16 protein-coding genes are annotated in these 17239 nt (G+C 68.9%); 9 read left to right on the top strand and 7 right to left on the bottom strand.

Going from position 1 to position 17239, the window contains the following annotated elements; all coding sequences use genetic code 11:
* The first annotated feature begins 65 nt into the window (after positions 1-65).
* The 9 genes from rpmH to AQI95_RS01025 all read left to right on the top strand — a co-directional run bounded on the left by rpmH (position 66) and on the right by AQI95_RS01025 (position 7076).
* Positions 66-203 (top strand): 50S ribosomal protein L34, encoded by a 138-nt coding sequence (gene rpmH, locus AQI95_RS01065; RefSeq protein WP_015659252.1) that lies wholly within the window; start codon positions 66-68, stop codon positions 201-203.
* Positions 204-224: 21 nt separating this feature from the next.
* Positions 225-596, top strand: a complete 372-nt coding sequence (gene rnpA, locus AQI95_RS44320; RefSeq protein ID WP_079070972.1) for a ribonuclease P protein component — start codon at positions 225-227, stop codon at positions 594-596.
* Positions 593-958, top strand: coding sequence for a membrane protein insertion efficiency factor YidD (gene yidD, locus AQI95_RS01055; protein ID WP_067115719.1), 366 nt, complete (start codon positions 593-595; stop codon positions 956-958). Before rnpA ends, yidD begins: the two co-directional genes overlap by 4 nt.
* A 3-nt stretch (positions 959-961) precedes the next feature.
* Positions 962-2248 (top strand): membrane protein insertase YidC, encoded by a 1287-nt coding sequence (yidC, locus tag AQI95_RS01050; RefSeq protein WP_067115717.1) that lies wholly within the window; start codon positions 962-964, stop codon positions 2246-2248.
* Between the two features lie 15 nt (positions 2249-2263).
* Entirely contained in the window at positions 2264-2776 is a 513-nt protein-coding gene (locus AQI95_RS01045) for a Jag family protein (RefSeq protein WP_067115714.1), read from the top strand.
* Positions 2777-2893: 117 nt separating this feature from the next.
* Positions 2894-3610, top strand: a complete 717-nt coding sequence (rsmG, locus tag AQI95_RS01040; RefSeq protein WP_067115711.1) for a 16S rRNA (guanine(527)-N(7))-methyltransferase RsmG — start codon at positions 2894-2896, stop codon at positions 3608-3610.
* Between the two features lie 359 nt (positions 3611-3969).
* Positions 3970-5043 (top strand): ParA family protein, encoded by a 1074-nt coding sequence (locus AQI95_RS01035; RefSeq protein ID WP_079071013.1) that lies wholly within the window; start codon positions 3970-3972, stop codon positions 5041-5043.
* A complete protein-coding gene (locus AQI95_RS01030) occupies positions 5040-6140 on the top strand; it encodes a ParB/RepB/Spo0J family partition protein (protein ID WP_067115705.1) in 1101 nt (366 codons plus the stop codon). The genes AQI95_RS01035 and AQI95_RS01030 overlap by 4 nt, the downstream gene beginning before the upstream one ends.
* Positions 6141-6458: 318 nt before the next feature.
* The gene (locus AQI95_RS01025) at positions 6459-7076 is read left to right on the top strand and encodes a GNAT family N-acetyltransferase (protein ID WP_067115702.1); all 618 of its coding nucleotides are present in this window, start codon (positions 6459-6461) and stop codon (positions 7074-7076) included.
* 108 nt (positions 7077-7184) lie between these two features.
* On the opposite strand, the gene trxA is transcribed toward AQI95_RS01025, so the two are convergent.
* The 7 genes from trxA to AQI95_RS00990 form a co-directional block, all read right to left on the bottom strand.
* On the bottom strand, positions 7185-7514 hold the full coding sequence (trxA, locus tag AQI95_RS01020; RefSeq protein WP_067115699.1) for a thioredoxin: 330 nt from the start codon (positions 7512-7514) through the stop codon (positions 7185-7187).
* A 47-nt stretch (positions 7515-7561) separates the two neighbouring features.
* On the bottom strand, positions 7562-8524 hold the full coding sequence (gene trxB, locus AQI95_RS01015) for a thioredoxin-disulfide reductase (RefSeq protein WP_067115696.1): 963 nt from the start codon (positions 8522-8524) through the stop codon (positions 7562-7564).
* 153 nt (positions 8525-8677) lie between these two features.
* The gene (locus tag AQI95_RS01010; protein ID WP_067115693.1) at positions 8678-9640 is read right to left on the bottom strand and encodes an anti-sigma factor; all 963 of its coding nucleotides are present in this window, start codon (positions 9638-9640) and stop codon (positions 8678-8680) included.
* A complete protein-coding gene (gene sigM, locus AQI95_RS01005) occupies positions 9637-10362 on the bottom strand; it encodes an RNA polymerase sigma factor SigM (protein WP_067115690.1) in 726 nt (241 codons plus the stop codon). Before sigM ends, AQI95_RS01010 begins: the two co-directional genes overlap by 4 nt.
* A gap of 26 nt (positions 10363-10388) precedes the next feature.
* Positions 10389-12110, bottom strand: coding sequence for a protein kinase family protein (locus tag AQI95_RS01000; protein WP_067115688.1), 1722 nt, complete (start codon positions 12108-12110; stop codon positions 10389-10391).
* 118 nt (positions 12111-12228) lie between these two features.
* A complete protein-coding gene (murJ, locus tag AQI95_RS00995; protein WP_067115685.1) occupies positions 12229-14598 on the bottom strand; it encodes a murein biosynthesis integral membrane protein MurJ in 2370 nt (789 codons plus the stop codon).
* Positions 14599-14643: 45 nt separating this feature from the next.
* Positions 14644-17034, bottom strand: a complete 2391-nt coding sequence (locus AQI95_RS00990; protein WP_067115682.1) for a DUF6049 family protein — start codon at positions 17032-17034, stop codon at positions 14644-14646.
* Positions 17035-17239 lie beyond the last annotated feature (205 nt).

Below are 17239 nucleotides of genomic sequence, written 5' to 3'. Positions count from 1 at the left end.
CGTGGGCGCACGGTGACAGCTAAGACGGCACCCGCCACCACCGATTTGATTTCTGGAGCCCCCGAGTGAGCAAGCGCACCTTCCAGCCGAACAACCGTCGTCGCGCGAAGACCCACGGCTTCCGCCTGCGGATGCGCACCCGTGCAGGCCGCGCGATTCTGGCGAACCGTCGCGCCAAGGGTCGCGCCAGCCTGTCCGCCTGATTCCGGTCAGGTCATGCCATCGTGCTGCCCACCGACAACCGGCTGAGGCGGCGCGAGGACTTCGCGACCGCGGTCCGACGAGGACGCCGGGCAGGACGCCCGACCCTCGTCGTCCACCTTCGTAGCGGTGCCACGGACCCGCACGCGCCTGGGGAGAGCGCTCCCCCGACGCGTGCGGGTTTCGTCGTGAGCAAGGCTGTGGGTGGTGCGGTCGTGCGCAACACAGTGAAGCGCAGACTGCGCCATCTGATGCGTGACCGAGTCGCCCTGTTTCCCCCCGGTAGCCTGGTAGTCGTACGAGCGCTGCCCGAAGCGGGCGACGCAGACCATGCACAGCTGGCCCGAGACCTGGATGCCGCTCTTCAGCGGCTACTGGGAGGGGGCGCGCGATGAAGTACCCGCTGCTGGCTCTGATCAAGCTGTACCAGTGGACGATCAGTCCACTGCTGGGGCCGGTGTGCAAGTACTACCCGTCGTGCTCCCACTACGGCTACACGGCCATCGACCGGCACGGTGCGATCAAGGGAACGGCACTGACCGCCTGGCGCATCCTCCGGTGCAATCCGTGGTCGCTGGGCGGTGTGGACCATGTTCCGCCGCGCAAGCGCCCACGGTGGCACGAAATGCTGCGCAACGCCTGGAGCGCACGCAGGGGCGGGCCCTCCGCCGCCGAACCGGCCACCGAAACGAAGCCTCCTACCGAGCTTCTTTCGAGCCCGGCCGCAGAGACCTCGTCCCATGCCCAAGGAGCATGATTAGTGGACACGATTGCCAGCTTCTTCAGCTTCATCACGACACCCGTTTCATGGGTCATCGTCCAGTTCCACTCGGTGTACGGGAAGATCTTCGGTCCCGACACGGGCTGGGCCTGGGGCTTGTCCATCGTGTCCTTGGTGATCCTGATCCGCATCTGCCTGATCCCGCTCTTCGTGAAGCAGATCAAGGCGACCCGGGCCATGCAGACGCTCCAGCCCGAGATGAAGAAGATCCAGGAGCGCTACAAGAACGACAAGCAGCGTCAGTCCGAAGAGATGATGAAGCTGTACAAGGAGTCGGGTACCAACCCGCTCTCCTCGTGCCTTCCCATCCTGGCGCAGTCGCCGTTCTTCTTCGCCCTGTACCACGTGCTCAACGGCATCGCGACGGGCTCGACGATCGGCGTCATCAATGAGTCGCTGCTCGCCAGTGCCCGCAAGGCGCACATCTTCGGCGCCCCGCTCGCCGCGAAGTTCACGGACAGCGCGGCGAAGGTGGACGCGCTCGGTGCTTCTCTCACCAACGTCCGGGTCGTCACCGCGATCATGATCGTCCTGATGTCGGCGTCGCAGTTCTACACGCAGCGTCAGCTGATGACCAAGAACGTCGACACGACGGTGAAGACGCCGTTCATGCAGCAGCAGAAGATGCTGATGTACGTCTTCCCGGTCATGTTCGCCGTCTTCGGTATCAACTTCCCGGTCGGTGTTCTCGTCTACTGGCTGACCACCAACGTGTGGACCATGGGCCAGCAGATGTACGTCATCCGCAACAACCCGACCCCGGGTTCCAAGGCCCAGGCCGCCTACCTGGAGCGCCTGACCAAGCACGTCACGCACCACGGCAAGGTCCGTCGCCGGAGCGAGAAGACCATCGTCAAGGCAATCGTCACCAAGGGTCGCGACCGCAACGAGTTCGAGCGCAAGTTCATCAACGCGCTGAACAAGGCCGGGCTCGCCGCTCAGGCCGACGGCACCGTGGCGAACAGCGCGGCCCAGGCCGCTGAGCAGATCGCGGACGGCGCGGAGAGCACCTCGGCAATCGAAGCCGGCGGTACGGCCCGGCGCCAGCAGCCCAGGCGCCAGTCCAAGGCCCAGCGTCAGTCCGGTGGGCCCAAGGCGGCCGGCGAGTCCACCTCGCTGGAGAAGTCCGGCGAGCCGGAGGACGCCGACACCAAGCCGTCCGCTGCTCAGCAGCCCCGGAAGCCTGGCTCCGGCACCCGCAGCAAGGCCCAGTCCGGCCAGCGCAAGGGTGGCCCGCAGCGGCCCAAGTCCCCGTCCAAGAAGTAAGAAGGAGCCCATCCCGTGACGGAAGGCACCACCTCCGCCGCTGCCGAGGGTGCAGACACCCTGACCCACCTGGAGCAAGAGGGTGAGATCGCGGCGGATTACCTGGAGGGTCTGCTGGACATCGCCGACCTCGACGGCGATATCGACATGGATGTCGAGGCCGACCGCGCCTCCGTGTCGATCATCAGCGAGACCGGCAGCCGGGACCTGCAGAAGCTGGTAGGCCGGGACGGCGAGGTGCTGGAGGCACTGCAGGAGCTGACGCGCCTGGCCGTGCACCGGGAGACCGGCGACCGCAGCCGGCTGATGCTGGACATCTCGGGGTACCGGGCCAAGAAGCGGGCCGAGCTGTCCGAGATCGGCGCCAAGGCCGCCACCGAGGTGAAGAACACCGGCGAGCCGGTCAAGCTCAAGCCGATGACGCCGTTCGAGCGCAAGGTCGTGCACGACGCGGTCAAGGCCGCCGGACTGCGCAGCGAGTCCGAGGGCGAGGAGCCGCAGCGCTTCGTCGTCGTGCTGCCGGCCTGATCGGCCCCCACGTTCCACCGGCCCCGTCTGTAGAGCAGACGGGGCCGAACTTTGTCAGCCTGGTAGTTCTGGTGGCCGGTGCGCGAAGCATCGGCGCTGTACGGAAGGACGGTCCCCGTGACGGAGGCAGCGGAGCTTCCCCCCGCGCCCGAACAGGCGCGGGAAGTGTTTGGTGATCGCTTCGCCGATGCGGTCCGCTACGCGGAGCTGCTCGCCGAGGCGGGCGTGCAGCGTGGCCTGATCGGCCCGCGGGAAGTGCCCCGCCTGTGGGAGCGGCATCTGCTGAACTGCGCGGTGCTCTCCGAGGCGGTCCCCGAGGGCGTGACGGTCTGCGATGTCGGCTCGGGCGCCGGCCTGCCGGGCATTCCGCTGGCCCTGGTCCGGGGCGATCTGAACATCACCCTGTTGGAGCCGCTGCTGCGGCGCACCAACTTCCTCACCGAGGTCGTCGAGCTGCTCGGTCTGGACCATGTCACCGTCGTACGGGGTCGTGCCGAGGAGGTCCTGGGCACGCTCTCGCCGGTCCATGTGGTGACCGCTCGGGCCGTGGCACCGCTGGACCGTCTGGCCGCCTGGGGCATCCCGTTGCTGCGTCCCTACGGCGAGATGCTCGCCCTCAAGGGGGACACCGCCGAGGAGGAGCTGAAGGCCGCGGCCACCGCACTCAGCAAGCTGGGCGCGGTGGAGACGTCCATCCTGCATGTGGGTGAGGGAGTGGTGGATCCTCTGTCCACCGTCGTACGGGTCGAGGTCGGCGAGAGCCCCGGCGGTGTGCGGTTCGCGGCGAAGCGGGCGAAGGCGGCCCGGACCGGCCGCGCTCGTCGTCGAAGGTGACTCCGGGATCGCTGAGCCTGAGGGAGGCGCCGACGCTGGGAGGCGTGGGCGTTTCTGATCCGTCCTGACGACGAGACGTACTCCACACAAGCTGCCCAACCTACGCAGGTCGGAGTGTCGCGAAGGTTCGGTCGCCGACGCTGTGCATCGTGTTTCACGTGAAACGTCGCTCACTGCTGCACGGCATCATCAGTCGCGGCCGCGCTGCGGCCGAACCTCGGGACCGCAAGCCTCTCGGTTCCCTGAGAGAGGATCCCGCTTCTCGGGGTACTTCGGCTCTCTCCGGGGGCACGGAGTTGTCCACAGAGGTGGATTTCTCCACAGAACACCAGGCCTCACTGGTTCACGACCCCGAAGACATGGGAGGCTCTGTTCATTGCGAGCCTGAAGTCGAGGAGAGTGAATCCTTGCGGTCCGACGCCAACATCGCGGGACCGATGACCGATCCGGTCCCCGGTCCCCGTACCGAGTCGATGGGGGCGGATGTTTCACGTGAAACACCGCCTCCGATGGACGACACTCCCATCGGTCGAGCGGCCCAACTGGCGGTAGAGGCTCTGGGCCGCGCCGGCGAAGGTCTGCCGCGGCCGGAGCAGACCCGAGTCATCGTGGTCGCCAACCAGAAGGGTGGCGTGGGCAAGACGACGACGACCGTCAACCTTGCCGCTTCGCTCGCTCTGCACGGCGGCCGTGTCCTGGTGATCGACCTCGACCCGCAGGGCAACGCATCCACCGCCCTCGGGATCGACCACCACGCGGAAGTTCCCTCCATCTATGACGTGTTGGTCGAGAGCAAGCCTCTCGCCGAGGTCGTCCAGCCTGTCCCCGATGTGGAAGGCCTCTTCTGTGCCCCCGCCACCATCGATCTCGCCGGTGCGGAGATCGAGCTGGTGTCCCTGGTGGCGCGTGAGAGCCGACTGCAGCGGGCGATCCAGGCGTATGAACAGCCGTTGGACTACATCCTCATCGACTGCCCGCCCTCGCTCGGCCTGTTGACGGTCAACGCGCTGGTCGCGGGCCAGGAGGTCCTCATCCCGATCCAGTGCGAGTACTACGCACTCGAGGGTCTGGGCCAGCTGCTACGCAACGTCGACCTGGTGCGGGGTCACCTCAACCCCACGCTGCATGTGTCGACCATCCTGCTCACCATGTACGACGGCCGGACGCGTCTCGCCTCCCAGGTCGCGGAAGAGGTGCGCACCCACTTCGGCGACGAGGTGCTGCGGACGAGCATTCCCCGCTCGGTCCGTATCTCCGAGGCGCCGAGCTATGGGCAGACGGTGCTGACTTACGATCCTGGTTCGAGCGGTGCCCTCTCGTATCTTGAGGCGGCCCGAGAAATCGCGCTGAAGGGTATCGGCATCAGCTACGACGCGAGCCAGGCCCATATCGGCGCCCAGAACGACCCGAGCATGGTGGAGGGGATCCAGTGAGCGAGCGACGGAGGGGACTGGGCCGTGGCCTTGGCGCACTGATCCCCGCTGCCCCGACCGAGAAGACCCCGGCTCCGGCCGCGCTGGGCGGCGGAGCCTCCGCCTCCCCGGCAGCCGTTCCGGTACTGACGAGCGACCGCGGGGTGGCTGCCGCGAAGGTGGCCACACTGCCGGCTGTTTCACATGAAACCGAGGAGCCCCCGGCAAGCCCGATGAGGGAGACGCCGGCTCCTCCGCTGGGGGCGCACTTCGCCGAGATTCCCCTCGACGCGATCTCGCCCAACCCGCGTCAGCCGCGTGATGTCTTCGACGAGGACGCGCTCCAGGAGCTGGTCACCTCCATCAAGGAGGTCGGCCTTCTGCAGCCCGTCGTCGTACGGCAGCTGGGGCCCGCGCGCTATGAGCTGATCATGGGCGAGCGGCGCTGGCGAGCCTGCCGTGAGGCCGGCCTGGAGGCCATCCCGGCGATCGTCCGGGCCACCGAGGACGAGAAGCTCCTCCTGGACGCGCTGCTGGAGAACCTGCACCGCGCGCAGCTGAACCCGCTGGAAGAGGCCGCGGCCTACGACCAGCTGCTCAAGGACTTCAACTGCACGCATGACCAGCTGGCCGACCGCATCGGGCGCTCCCGGCCTCAGGTCTCCAACACGCTGCGTCTGCTGAAGCTCTCGCCGACGGTCCAGAAGCGGGTTGCCGCCGGAGTCCTCTCCGCCGGCCACGCCCGGGCACTGCTGTCCGTGACGGACTCCGAGGAGCAGGACCGCCTGGCTCACCGCATCGTGGCCGAGGGGCTGTCGGTGCGCGCTGTCGAGGAGATCGTGACCCTCATGGGCTCGCGGCCCCAGAAGCCGCAGCGCGCCAAGGGGCCGCGAGCCGGCTCCCGGCTCTCCCCGGCGCTGAACGAGCTGGCGACCCGTCTGTCGGACCGCTTCGAGACCCGGGTGAAGGTCGACCTCGGTCAGAAGAAGGGCAAGATCACTGTCGAGTTCGCCTCTGTGGACGATCTCCAGCGGATCCTGGGCAGCCTCGCTCCCGGTGAGGGGCCGGTGCTGCACCAGGAACTGGAGGAGGACGTGACAGAGGAGCAGGACGACTGACGCTGCCCCTCTCGGCGTGGCAGGGAGCGGGCCGTGTCCGGTGTGTACCGGAACACGGGCCGCTCTTTGCTTTGAGGCGGTATCGAGCGAATCACATCGTGGATACGATGCGAACGGGTATGGCGCATCCACCGGACCAGCATCTGCATCTCTGAGTGGGGAGTCGGGGGCCATGCGATCGATGAACCGCACCGGACTGGTGAGCGCGGGCCTGAGCCTTGGAGCGGTCGGCGGATTCGTCGGCAGCCTGCTCAGGGAGCGGAGCGCTCTGTCAGCCGCTCGTGATGCGGCGGGCGAAGAAAGCGAGGAACAGCCTTCATGGGGCGTCGGCTCGTGCCGCTCACGCTGGACAACCTTCAGGACCTTCCCCCACGCTGTCGCTCGTGCGTCTTCTGGGAGCTGGACCCCGTCAGCGGAGAAGCCGCGGTAAAAGCGGGCACCTCGGCGCTGGAGAAGGAGTCCTGGATCTCCGCCGTCCTCTTGGACTGGGGGTCGTGCGGCCGCCTGGTGTACGTCGATGACGTACCGGTGGGTTTCGTGCTCTACGCTCCTCCGGCCTATGTCCCGCGTTCGACGGCCTTCCCCACGAGTCCCGTGTCACCGGACGCCGTACAGCTGATGACGGCGTTCGTCATGCCCGGCTATCAGGGCCAGGGGCTGGGCCGGGTGCTGGTGCAAGCTGTCGCCAAGGATCTGCTGCGCCGGGGCTTCAAGGCAATAGAGGCCTTTGGTGACGCCCGTTGGAAGGAACCTGCCTGCATACTGCCGGCGGACCATCTCCTGGCCGTGGGCTTCAAAACGGTCCGACAGCATCCCAAGCACCCTCGGTTGAGGCTGGAGCTGCGGTCGACGCTCTCCTGGAAAGAGGACGTGGAGCTGGCTCTGGACCGGCTTCTCGGAGCCGTCCAGAAGGAGCCTGCGCTGAGGCCGCTATAGCGGACGAGAGCGTCGTAGGCGTGGCAGCAGCCGCGGGCGCCAGCCGGACGCCCTCATGCGAATGGGCCAACCCGCAGGGGTTGGCCCATTCGTGTTTCACGTGAAACGTCACTCGGCGATGAAGTCGGCGAGGTCCCTCTCGATCGCAGCCTTGGGCTTGGCACCGACGATGGTCTTGGCGACCTCACCGCCCTGGTACACGTTCAGAGTCGGGATGGACATGACGCCGTACTTGGCGGCCGTGGCCGGGTTCTCGTCGATGTTGAGCTTGACGATCTCGATCTTGTCACCGTGCTCGGCGGCAATCGCCTCCAGCGACGGGGCGATCTGGCGGCACGGACCGCACCAGGCAGCCCAGAAGTCCACCAGGACGGGCTTGTCGCTCTTGAGGACATCCTCGTCGAAGGAGGCGTCGGTCACGTTCTTCAGGTTGGCCACAGCGGGCTCCTCAACTTGATCGTGCGGTGGGGAGGGGAAGGGGAAGGTCAGACTGCGGCGGGCTCAGCCTTGTCCTCGTCCGCGAGGGCGGCGAGGAAGCGCTCGGCGTCCAGAGCGGCGGAGCAGCCGGTGCCGGCGGCGGTGATCGCCTGGCGGTAGGTGTGGTCGACCACGTCACCGGCGCCGAAGACACCGCTCAGGTTGGTGTGGGTGGACGGGGCGGCGACCTTCAGGTAGCCCTCGTCGTCCAGCTCCAGCTGGCCCTTGAACAGCTCGGTGCGCGGGTCGTGGCCGATCGCGATGAACAGACCCGTCACAGGCAGATCCGACAGCTCGCCGGTCTTGACGTTGCGCAGCTTCAGACCGGAGAGCTTCTGGTCGCCGTGGATCTCGGCGACCTCGCTGTCCCAGACGAACTTGATCTTCGGGTCGTTGAAGGCTCGCTCCTGCATCGCCTTGGAGGCGCGCAGCGTCTCCCGGCGGTGGACGATCGTCACGGACTTGGCGAACCGGGAGAGGAAGGTGGCCTCCTCCATCGCGGTGTCACCGCCGCCGATCACGGCGATGTCCTGGTCCTTGAAGAAGAACCCGTCACAGGTGGCGCACCACGAGACACCACGACCGGAGAGGGCGTCCTCGTTCGGCAGGCCCAGCTTGCGGTGCTGCGAGCCGGTGGTGACGATGACGGCCTTCGCCTTGTGGACCGTGCCGCCGGTGTCGGTGACGGTCTTGATCTCACCGGACAGATCGACGGAGACGATGTCGTCCGGGATCAGCTCGGCACCGAAGCGCTCGGCCTGTGCCCGCATGTTGTCCATGAGGTCGGGGCCCATGATGCCGTCTCGGAAGCCGGGGAAGTTCTCCACCTCGGTGGTGTTCATCAGAGCGCCACCGGCGGTGACAGCGCCCTCGAACACCAGGGGCTTCAGCGACGCTCGCGCGGTGTAGAGCGCCGCCGTGTAGCCGGCGGGCCCGGAGCCGATGATGATCACGTTACGGACGTCGCTCACGGCTTGATTCCTCGTCTCTGGTCTGCGTCAGTCGACCGGGGGAGCCCGTTTCCGAACTCTCACCCCACCCAACGGATCCTACGGGGCGTGCATTCCCGGTGTGTCAGGGCACACGCCCGCTGCGCGGGGACTGAACAGAGAGGCCCAGAAGACTCAGGGGCGGAGGAAGGAGTGCTTCAAAAGCACCTTGCCGACGGTACCGGACGGTTGCCGGATACAGGCCGCGTCGACGATGTAGGCCGTGACCCGTGTGCTGTCGCCGGCATCGGGCACCACCACCAGATAGGCGGACGTCCCGCCGTATGTTCCCGTCTTGGCGCCCAGGACGTCGTCGCCCCGATGGAGCGCGGCCCGGACGCAGTCAGGGACCGGGACGTCCGTCTGGAGCAAGGTGTTCGCGCTCTGGGTCGACCCAGGGGTGCTCTGCTCGGACTCAAGGCCCGATCGGGGCCGCTGGCCGGATCCCCGCTGAGACTTCTTCTTGGTGGCGAGCAGATCCTTCACCTGGCTCTGGACGCTGGTTCCGGAGAACGGCGCGACGGAAGACGTCGGCTTTCCATGTGCGGTGGAGGTGTCGGAGGAGTGGTCGCCGAGCGACTGCAGCACCAGCGAACCGGCTCCGAGGACGGCTGCCGTGAGGACCGCGCCGAGGACCACACGCCTGCGTCGCCGTCCTCGCTCGCGCCCCTTGCGCCCTGGACCCGTCGCGGCCTGAGGTCGTCCGGTGGGCCGGTCCGAGGGAAGCGATGTTTCACGCGAAAAGGGAAGCGATGTTTCACGTGAAACACGGCCGTCCTCGCCGTTCTCACGGCCCCGCTCGGTCTTCGAGGGGAGCGGGGCGCTCAGCGGCTCCGGAGCGGCGGCGCTGAGCAGTGCCTCGGCGGCGAGGGCGGCATCGATACGACCGGCCACGTCGGCCGGCATGCGCTCCGCCCCCGATACGGACCCCAGTAGCCCCCGGATCTCCTCCAGCGAGGCATGGACGTCCGCGCACAGCTCACAGGCCCCCAGATGGCGTCGTACGGCCGTGCTGCGGTCGCGAGGGAGAAGACCTTCGGTGAGGTCGGAGATTTCGGCGACGTCCGGGTGCCCGGCCGTGTCCGTCGTGGAAGTCACGCTCGCCCACCTCCGCCCTTCACTACGGCTGAATCGCTGGGTCCCATGTCCTCAGGGCCCTCGGCCGAAGACCCCGTTGCAGGTGGGACGGATGTCCCGTGCACCCGGTTCCGTCCCGCGCCGGGTTCTTTTCCGCTTCCGGAGGCTTCGGGCCGTAGATGGGTGAGGAGAGGCAGCAGCCGGGCTCTGCCCCGTGCGCACCGACTCTTCACCGTGCCCGTCGGTACCTCGAGGATCCGGGCGGCCTCGGCCACGGGATACCCCTGCATGTCCACCAGGACCAGGGCGGCCCTCTGTTCGTGCGGGAGGGTGCCCAGCGCTTCGAGGAGCTGGCGGTGCACGTCATTGCGCTCGGCCGGTTCCGAGGCCGACTCGTGCGGCTCCAGCAGCTGCTCCAGTCGCTCCGTGTCGTCGACCGGCGAGGTCTTGCGCGAGGCCACCTTGCGGGCACGGTCCAGGCAGGCGTTCACCGTGATCCGGTGCAGCCACGTTGTGACAGCCGACTGGCCCCGGAAGGTATGAGCAGCCCGGTAGGCCGACACCAGGGCGTCCTGAACCGCGTCGGCGGCCTCCTCGCGGTCCCCCAGGGTCCGCAGCGCGACCGCCCAGAGCCGGTCCCGATGCCGTCGCACGATCTCACCGAAGGCATCGGGGTCGCCTTTCACGTGGCGGGCGAGCAGGTCCTTGTCGCCCACCCCGTCGTATCCGGCGCCTTCCGCCATCTGCCCCCTCCGGTCCGGGTGAGACGTCAGCCCGTGAACTGCACTTCGCCGATGGCCTGCTTGTAGCCGGCATCGGCGAACAGCTCGGAGTCATACCCCGATTTCGGTACGGCCGTGAGCCAGACGAGGACGTACCGCGTCTTCACCGACTTGGTGGCCTTCACCGTAGCGGTCTTGTCGGTGGTGGTGAGGTGACCGATCTGCTGCATCGAGTCGAGCGACGACGGTGTCAGCGAGTCGGCCGCATACAGCTCGATCGTCGTGTGATCACCGGCGTAGCGCATGTCGAGGGTGGCGGCGCTGAGCGTCTTGGCCGAGCCGAGGTCGTAGACGATGCCGACGCCCGGCTTGTACGGCGCGAGGGGCGGCCCGCTGTTGAAGCTCCTGGTCCGCCAGTATGTCGAGGGGTTGCCGTCGTAGGTCTTCTGGGCGTCGCCCGGGCGCTGGGGACCTCCCTCGGCAACGAACTCCTGGCTTCCCTCGATCTTTATCGGTGTCGGCTTGGGGTTCGAGGCACCCTTGTCGCCGTCGTCCGTCTGCCGGCTCTTGTTGGTGTCGTCGGACTTGCCGCCCTGATCCATCAACGCGTCCGCCAGCTGCCAGCTGCCCAGGCCGAGGGCGGCGATGAGGAGTGCCGACACCGCCCACTTCAGGGCCTTGCCGGTGCGGCTCTGCAGCGGGGGCGGCGGGGGCGCGATCGGCTGGGTGGCGCCGGGACGGGGGGCGGGGCGCCCGTACGTGCCCTGCTGGTAGGTGGTGCGCTGGTACTCCGGCGGGGCCGTGAACGCCGGCTCCGGCGGCCGGATGCGCGGCATCTCGCCGATCGCCTTCACCAGCTCCTCCGGCGTGGTGCACGGCGCCTCATGGCGGGAGGCGGTGGCCCCGTCGTTGGCGAGTGCGCGCATGGCCAGTTCGGACAGACCGCGGTGCACACCGGCTCGCACCTGGTCCGGCGCGATGAGGCCGACGCCCTTGGGGAGGCCGGACAGACCGTACGCGTCGCTCTCGTACGGCCAGCGCCGGGTCAGCGCCGCGTACAGCAGGGCGCCGATCGCCTCGGTGTCCGTGCGCTGCGGGGTGTCGGAGCTGATGCCGCGCAGCGCGGCGTTCACGGCGAGGCCACGGATACGCCACTGCCCGCTCGATGTGCGCAGCACGGCGTTCGGGCTCAGCCGCAGATGGGCGAGGCCCTCGCGGTGGGCGGCGGCCATCGCGGAGGCGACCTGGCTGACCAACTGGTAGGCGTCGTGCGACTCCAGGGGGCCGGGTGCGAGGAGCGTGGTCAGCTCGGTGGCGTCGGGCAGCCACTCGTGCACGACGTAGACGAGGTCGTCCTCCTCGACGGCGTCCAGGACCTGGACGAAGCGAGGATCGCCGAGCAGGGCGGAGGAACGAGCGGCGGCCAGGACGGAACGGGACCGTGGGTGGTCCGCGGGCAGGATGTGGACGCCGACGGCCCGACGAAGCTTCTCGTCGACCGCGCGCCAGCTGCTGAATCCGTCCAGACGGGTGAGGCACTCCTCCAGTCGGTAGCGTCTGGCGAGCTTGTGACCGCTGTGCAGTTCGGGAGGCGAGGCCTTCATCCCAGGACTCTCGGTCCCGCCGCTCCCCTGTGCCTCGTCGCTGTCCGTGTCCTGCTCCGGGTTCTTGGCCACCCCGTCGGCCGTGGACTGGTCCGCCTTGGCGGTCAGCGGCTGCTCGCCACTGTTGTCTGCCACGTCGACGGCAGCCGTGCTCCGTTCCGCCACCGTCGTCCCTGCCTCCCCATCCGTTGCACGCTGTCCGACGCCGAAACCAATTGTGCCCACAGTCTGCCGCTATGCACGACACACGACGGCGGACGATGGTTGTGCGCCTACCCCCACCTCAGCGGCCCAGACGTCCGCGGACCATGCCGACGAGCGAATTGAGTTCCTCGATGCGCATACGCCGGGCGGCGACGAAGAAGACGCCGAGCAGGACGGCACCACCGGCGAGCAGCGCGGCGAAGGAGCCGATGACGCCCTGGCCGAGGGTGCGCCCGATGCCGTAGCAGGCCGCGCCGCTGAGCAGGGCCGCCGGCACGGAGGCGATGCACAGGCGCGCGTACGTCCGCATCACCCGGGTGCCGTCCAGGTCACCGCCGAGCCGCTTGCGCAGCCGCCGCCAGGCGACGCCCACACCGGCCACGTAGGCGAGGCCGTACGCGGCCGCCATGCCCGCCACCGCCCAGCGGGCGGGCAGCAGGAAGTAGCAGAGCGCCGAGGCGCTCGCGTTGACGGCGGCGACGATGACGGTGTTGTAGAAGGGTGTGCGGGTGTCTTCGTACGCGTAGAAGGCACGCAGGACGACGTACTGCACCGAGTACGGGATCAGGCCGAGGGCGAAGGCCATCAGCATGTAGCCCATGTTGGTGGCCGAGTCGGTGCCCGCGGAGCCGAAGATCAGCGTGCACATCGGGATGCCGAGCGAGATGAAGCCGAAGGCGATCGGGACGATGGCGACGGCGGTGGTGCGCAGGCCCTGGGAGATGTCGTCGCGGACGGCACCCGCGTCGCCCTCGGCTGCGGAGCGCGAGATGCGCGGCAGCAGCGCGGCCATCAGAGAGACCGTGATGATGGCCTGCGGCAGGCCCCAGATCAGCTGGGCGTTGGCGTAGGCGGCGAACCCGGTGCCCTTGACGCCGGAGTCCTTGCCGGCGGCGGTGGACAGCTGTGTGACGACCATGGCGCCCGCCTGGTTGGCGAGGACGAACAGGACGGTCCACTTGGCGAGCATCGCGGCCTTGCCCAGACCGTGGCCCCGCCAGTCGAACCGCAGCCGGATCCGGAAGCCCGTCTCGCGCAGGTAGGGGATCATCGCCAGTGCCTGGACGACCAGACCGAGCAGCACACCGACACCGAGCAGCCGCTGGCCCTCCGGCGGGATGTTGGTGACGTCCATGTGGGAGTTGGCGGCGGTGCCGTAGACCCAGATGAACATGCCGAGCGTCACGATGATGACGATGTTGTTCAGGACCGGGGTCCACATCATCGCGCCGAACTTGCCGCGCGCGTTGAGGATCTGGCCCATCACCACATGGATGCCCATGAAGAAGATCGAGGGCAGGAAGTAGCGGGTGAAGGTGACGGCGACCTCGTTGGCCGCCGGGTTGGTGGCGACCGGGTTGGACAGCAGCCGCACCAGCAGAGGCGCCGCGAACATCGCGAGTCCGGTCAGTGCCGCCAGCGCCACCATCACCAGCGTCAGCAGACGGTTCGCGAAGGCCTCGCCGCCGTCCTCGTCCTCCTTCATCGATCGCACCAGCTGCGGCACGAAGACGGAGTTCAGACCGCCGCCGACGGTGAGGATGTAGATCATCGTCGGCAGCTGGTAGGCCACCTGGAAGGAGTCCGCGAGGAAGCCGAGGCCCAGCGCCGCGGCGATCAGCGCGGAGCGGACGAAACCGGTGAGGCGGGAGACCATCGTGCCCGCCGCCATCACCGCACTGGACTTCAGCAGCCCACCGGCTTTCCCGCCCTTTTTCGCGGGCGCGGAGGAATCCGCGGGCGCAGTCGCCTCCGGTTCCGCGTCCCTGCGTGGCCCGGCGGGTTCCGGCGCCGCGGTCGGGGCGGGCACCGGCGACTGCGCCGGGGCCCCCTGGGCGGTCGGGGCAGCCGGGTAGGAGGCCTCGGCGTACGGGTTGCCCTGCTGCGGACCCTGGCCATAGGCCGGCGGATACGAGGCGGGACCGTAGCCGGCGCCCGGAGCGGCGGCAGGCCCGGAGAAGCCCGGCGGATCCATCGGCGCCTGCCCGCCGCCCTGCTGCTGGTCCCTGAAGAGGTGCGCGAAGGCGTCCGGCTCGTGGTGCGGCTCGCCCGAGTGCGAGACCAGGTCGTCCACGCCCACGAACTGGGTCGTACGCGGGTCGTCGCCGTACGGCATGTACGGGGTCGTGCCGTCCGGCTCCGGCGCCGGCGTCTGAGCCCACACCCGCGGGTCGGGCGCGTACGGCGACTGGGCGGGCTGTCCGTAGAGCGGCTGCTGCTCGTAGGCGCCCGCAGGGGGCGGCGGGTGCGCGGCACGGTCGTAGAGCGCCTCGGCGACCGGGTCCTGGGCGGTCAGGTCGTGCGCCCGATAGGGGTCGTGGTCGTAGGCGTCCTGGAGATACATGTCCGCCGGCTGCTGCGGCGGTACCTGACCGGGCTCCGGCGGCGGCTCGGGGTAGCCCGAGCCGGCCGCGCCCTGGCCGCGATCACCGTCGTACGGCGCGTTCATGCTTACCCCACCTCATCGTCCCGGGCCCACCGGCCACGACATCGCTCAACGGTCCACTCTCTCACCCGTCCCGGACGGGTCGGGGCTTTCCGGTGCGGTGTCCGGCGCAGGGTCACTCGGGTGCTCCGGGGCTTCCGCCTCGGAGACGGAGCCGGTTTCCTCCGGTTCCGCCGGCTTCTCCGGGAGACGGTCGGCGGGGGCGTCGGGGTTCCCGGGCTCGTCGGTGGCCTGCCCCGCCGTGCCGGGGCCGTCCTCCTCGGCCTGACGGGCCGCGGCGCGCTTGCGCTGGGTGTACATCCGGAAGCCGGCGAGGACGAGGAGGAGCACCCCGCCGCCGATGACCAGCATCACGGTGGGCGTGATCTCGGTGACCTTCACGTCGAAGCTGACGGCGTCGCCGTACGGCTGGCCGTCCTCGGTGTACAGCTGGGCGACGACCGTGACCCGGCCGTTGGCGTTGGCCGAGGTGGTGAACTTCACGGACTGGCTGTGCCCGCCGGAGATCTCCACCGGCTGTTCGGAGTAGGCCTTGCCGCCGATCTTCAGGCGGGTCGGCATGCTCGACGTGAGGCGCAGGACCAGATGGCCGACGGGCTGGACGAGGTTGTTCTGGACGGTCACCGGGATGGTGGCGCTGCGGCCGGAGAGCTTGGTCTCCGACTTCTGGATCAGGTTGACCTGGTCGGCCAGCTCGTCGAGCCACTTCTCCACGCCGTTGCGGAAGCCCTCCGCCTCCGCGCTCCTGCCCCGCCACGACGTGGACATCTCACGGTTTATGGCCCGCCCGAAGGGCGTGACGACGCGGGACTGGTCGGAGAGGATCACCTGGAAGCTGTTGAGCTTGTCCTGGGTGCGGGCGATCTGCTCGAAGGCCCCCTGCGGCAGCTCCTGCGAGCGCAGCGACGAGGGGTAGGAGGACGCCGACGGGATGCGCGTGGTGGCGTTCGGGTCGGGCTTGTCCTTGGCCGTCGCGCCGAGGTCCTGGGACTGGGACCAGTTCCCGTCCTGGAGCGTCTTCAGCGCCGCCGCCATCGCCTGCGCCTGGCTCCCCGTGGGCATGCGCTGAGGGGCGACGACGATGCTGCGCTGCTTGTCCGTCTGCGCGTTCACCTCGAGGCTCTGGGCCAGGAACTCCTGCACGGACAGCGTGGCCGAGCCCGCCTTCGTCAGGTCGCCCTCGAAGGCCGTGGACAGCCGGGCGTCGGAGACCACCGCCGTGGTGCCTCCACCGACCGGGCGGGCGGCGGAGGGCGTGTACGGCAGCCCGGCGGTCTCCTGGAGGCTGTCGCTGCGGGCGATCACACGGTCGGCTCCGGCGGAGGTGGCGACCTTCATGATCGCCGGGTCCACGGCGCCGTCCACCGGCCAGGCGAAGTCGGTGCTCGGTGTGACGTGGAGCACGGTCTTGACGGTGATGGCGGCGACGTCGGTGGCGTCCTTGAGGTGGCTGAGCGAGCCGGTGACGCTGGTGCCGTTGTGCGCGAGGGACGCGAGGTCAGGGTCGGCGAAAGGCAGCGCCACGACCTCTTTGCCCGTCACCGCGTCCTGCAGGTCCGCCAGCCACTGTTTGGCGATCGCCTGGTGGTCCTTCGGCCCGGGCGTGGTGGTGCCGCCGTCGCCCGGCAGCCGGTAGTTGCCGGTGGCCATCGCGTCCACCGAGGCCAGCAGGTCCGGGTCGATCACCCAGGTGATGTCGAGGTCCTTGCCGAGTGCCACCATCTGCGCCAGCCGGCCGCCCGGCGCCAGCTCCCTGGCCAGGGTGTCGTCGCGGAACACCGGCGTCTGGAGCTCACCGGCGCCCGTCTTCGCCGTCATGTGGACGGTGGAGATCAGCGGCCACAGGAACGTCGTCTTCGTCTTGGTGTCGGCCTCGGAGGGCTGCCAGGGCAGGAAGGTCCGCTGGATGCCGAGGAGCTGGTCCCAGGGCTGCGCGGCGGTCTGGCCGGAGAGGGAGACGCCGAACTCGTAGACGCCGTCGTCGCCGAGGTCGAGCTTGTCCACGGGGACGGAGATGCTGAAGTGCTCCGCGACGCCCGGGGACAGCTTGGCGAACTTCTCCGCGTACTTGCCGCCGACCTCGACGCCGGTGCCGCCCTGCAGCTCGTCGGAGCGCTGGGCGACGCTGTCGATCTCCGAGCGGGTGTTCAGCATGGGGCCGACCTGCAGGCCCACATGGGCGGCGGTGACGGTCTGCCTGCCGTTGTTGGTCACCGTGCCCGACACGGTCAACGTGTCCCCGTCCGTGGGGGCACTGGGGGTCAGCGAGTCCAGGGAGACGGACACCGTGTCCGCGGACGCGGCCTGGGCGGGCGCAGCGGCGGGCAGCTGGAGCAGTCCGGCCAGCAGTGGCGCACCAGTGAGCAGCGCGCCGGTGCGCCGCAGCCACCGGCGGGCAGGTGAGGCACTGGTCCCCTGGAAGTCAGCCGCCTCGGCCACGCGCTCGCCCGTCCCTCGTCGTCGTCAGTGGTCGTCGGAATGTGCGTCCACGCATGGTAACGATGCGCGCTGAGGGGAAGTGCCGCGGTCTCCACCACAAGATCGAAGAAGATCCGGCGACCCGTCCTCTATATCCAGTATCGAGTGGAGAGCTTCCGTACGCCGTGAGGGCAGTGCTTGCGGCGGGTATGCCAGGAGCTGTCCG

Source organism: Streptomyces yokosukanensis (assembly GCF_001514035.1).
Taxonomy (GTDB): Bacteria; Actinomycetota; Actinomycetes; order Streptomycetales; family Streptomycetaceae; genus Streptomyces; species Streptomyces yokosukanensis.
Note: the sequence above shows the minus strand (reverse complement) of the source record. Positions and strands in the feature narration are given on the sequence as shown.

Coding starts and splice junctions, on each gene's coding strand:
- murJ (WP_067115685.1), bottom strand. CDS start 14,598: ATGAACGCGCCGTACGACGGTGATCGCGGCCAGGGCGCGGCCGGCTCG.
- AQI95_RS01035 (WP_079071013.1), top strand. CDS start 3,970: ATGGGAGGCTCTGTTCATTGCGAGCCTGAAGTCGAGGAGAGTGAATCC.
- AQI95_RS01025 (WP_067115702.1), top strand. CDS start 6,459: ATGGGGCGTCGGCTCGTGCCGCTCACGCTGGACAACCTTCAGGACCTT.
- sigM (WP_067115690.1), bottom strand. CDS start 10,362: ATGGCGGAAGGCGCCGGATACGACGGGGTGGGCGACAAGGACCTGCTC.
- yidD (WP_067115719.1), top strand. CDS start 593: ATGAAGTACCCGCTGCTGGCTCTGATCAAGCTGTACCAGTGGACGATC.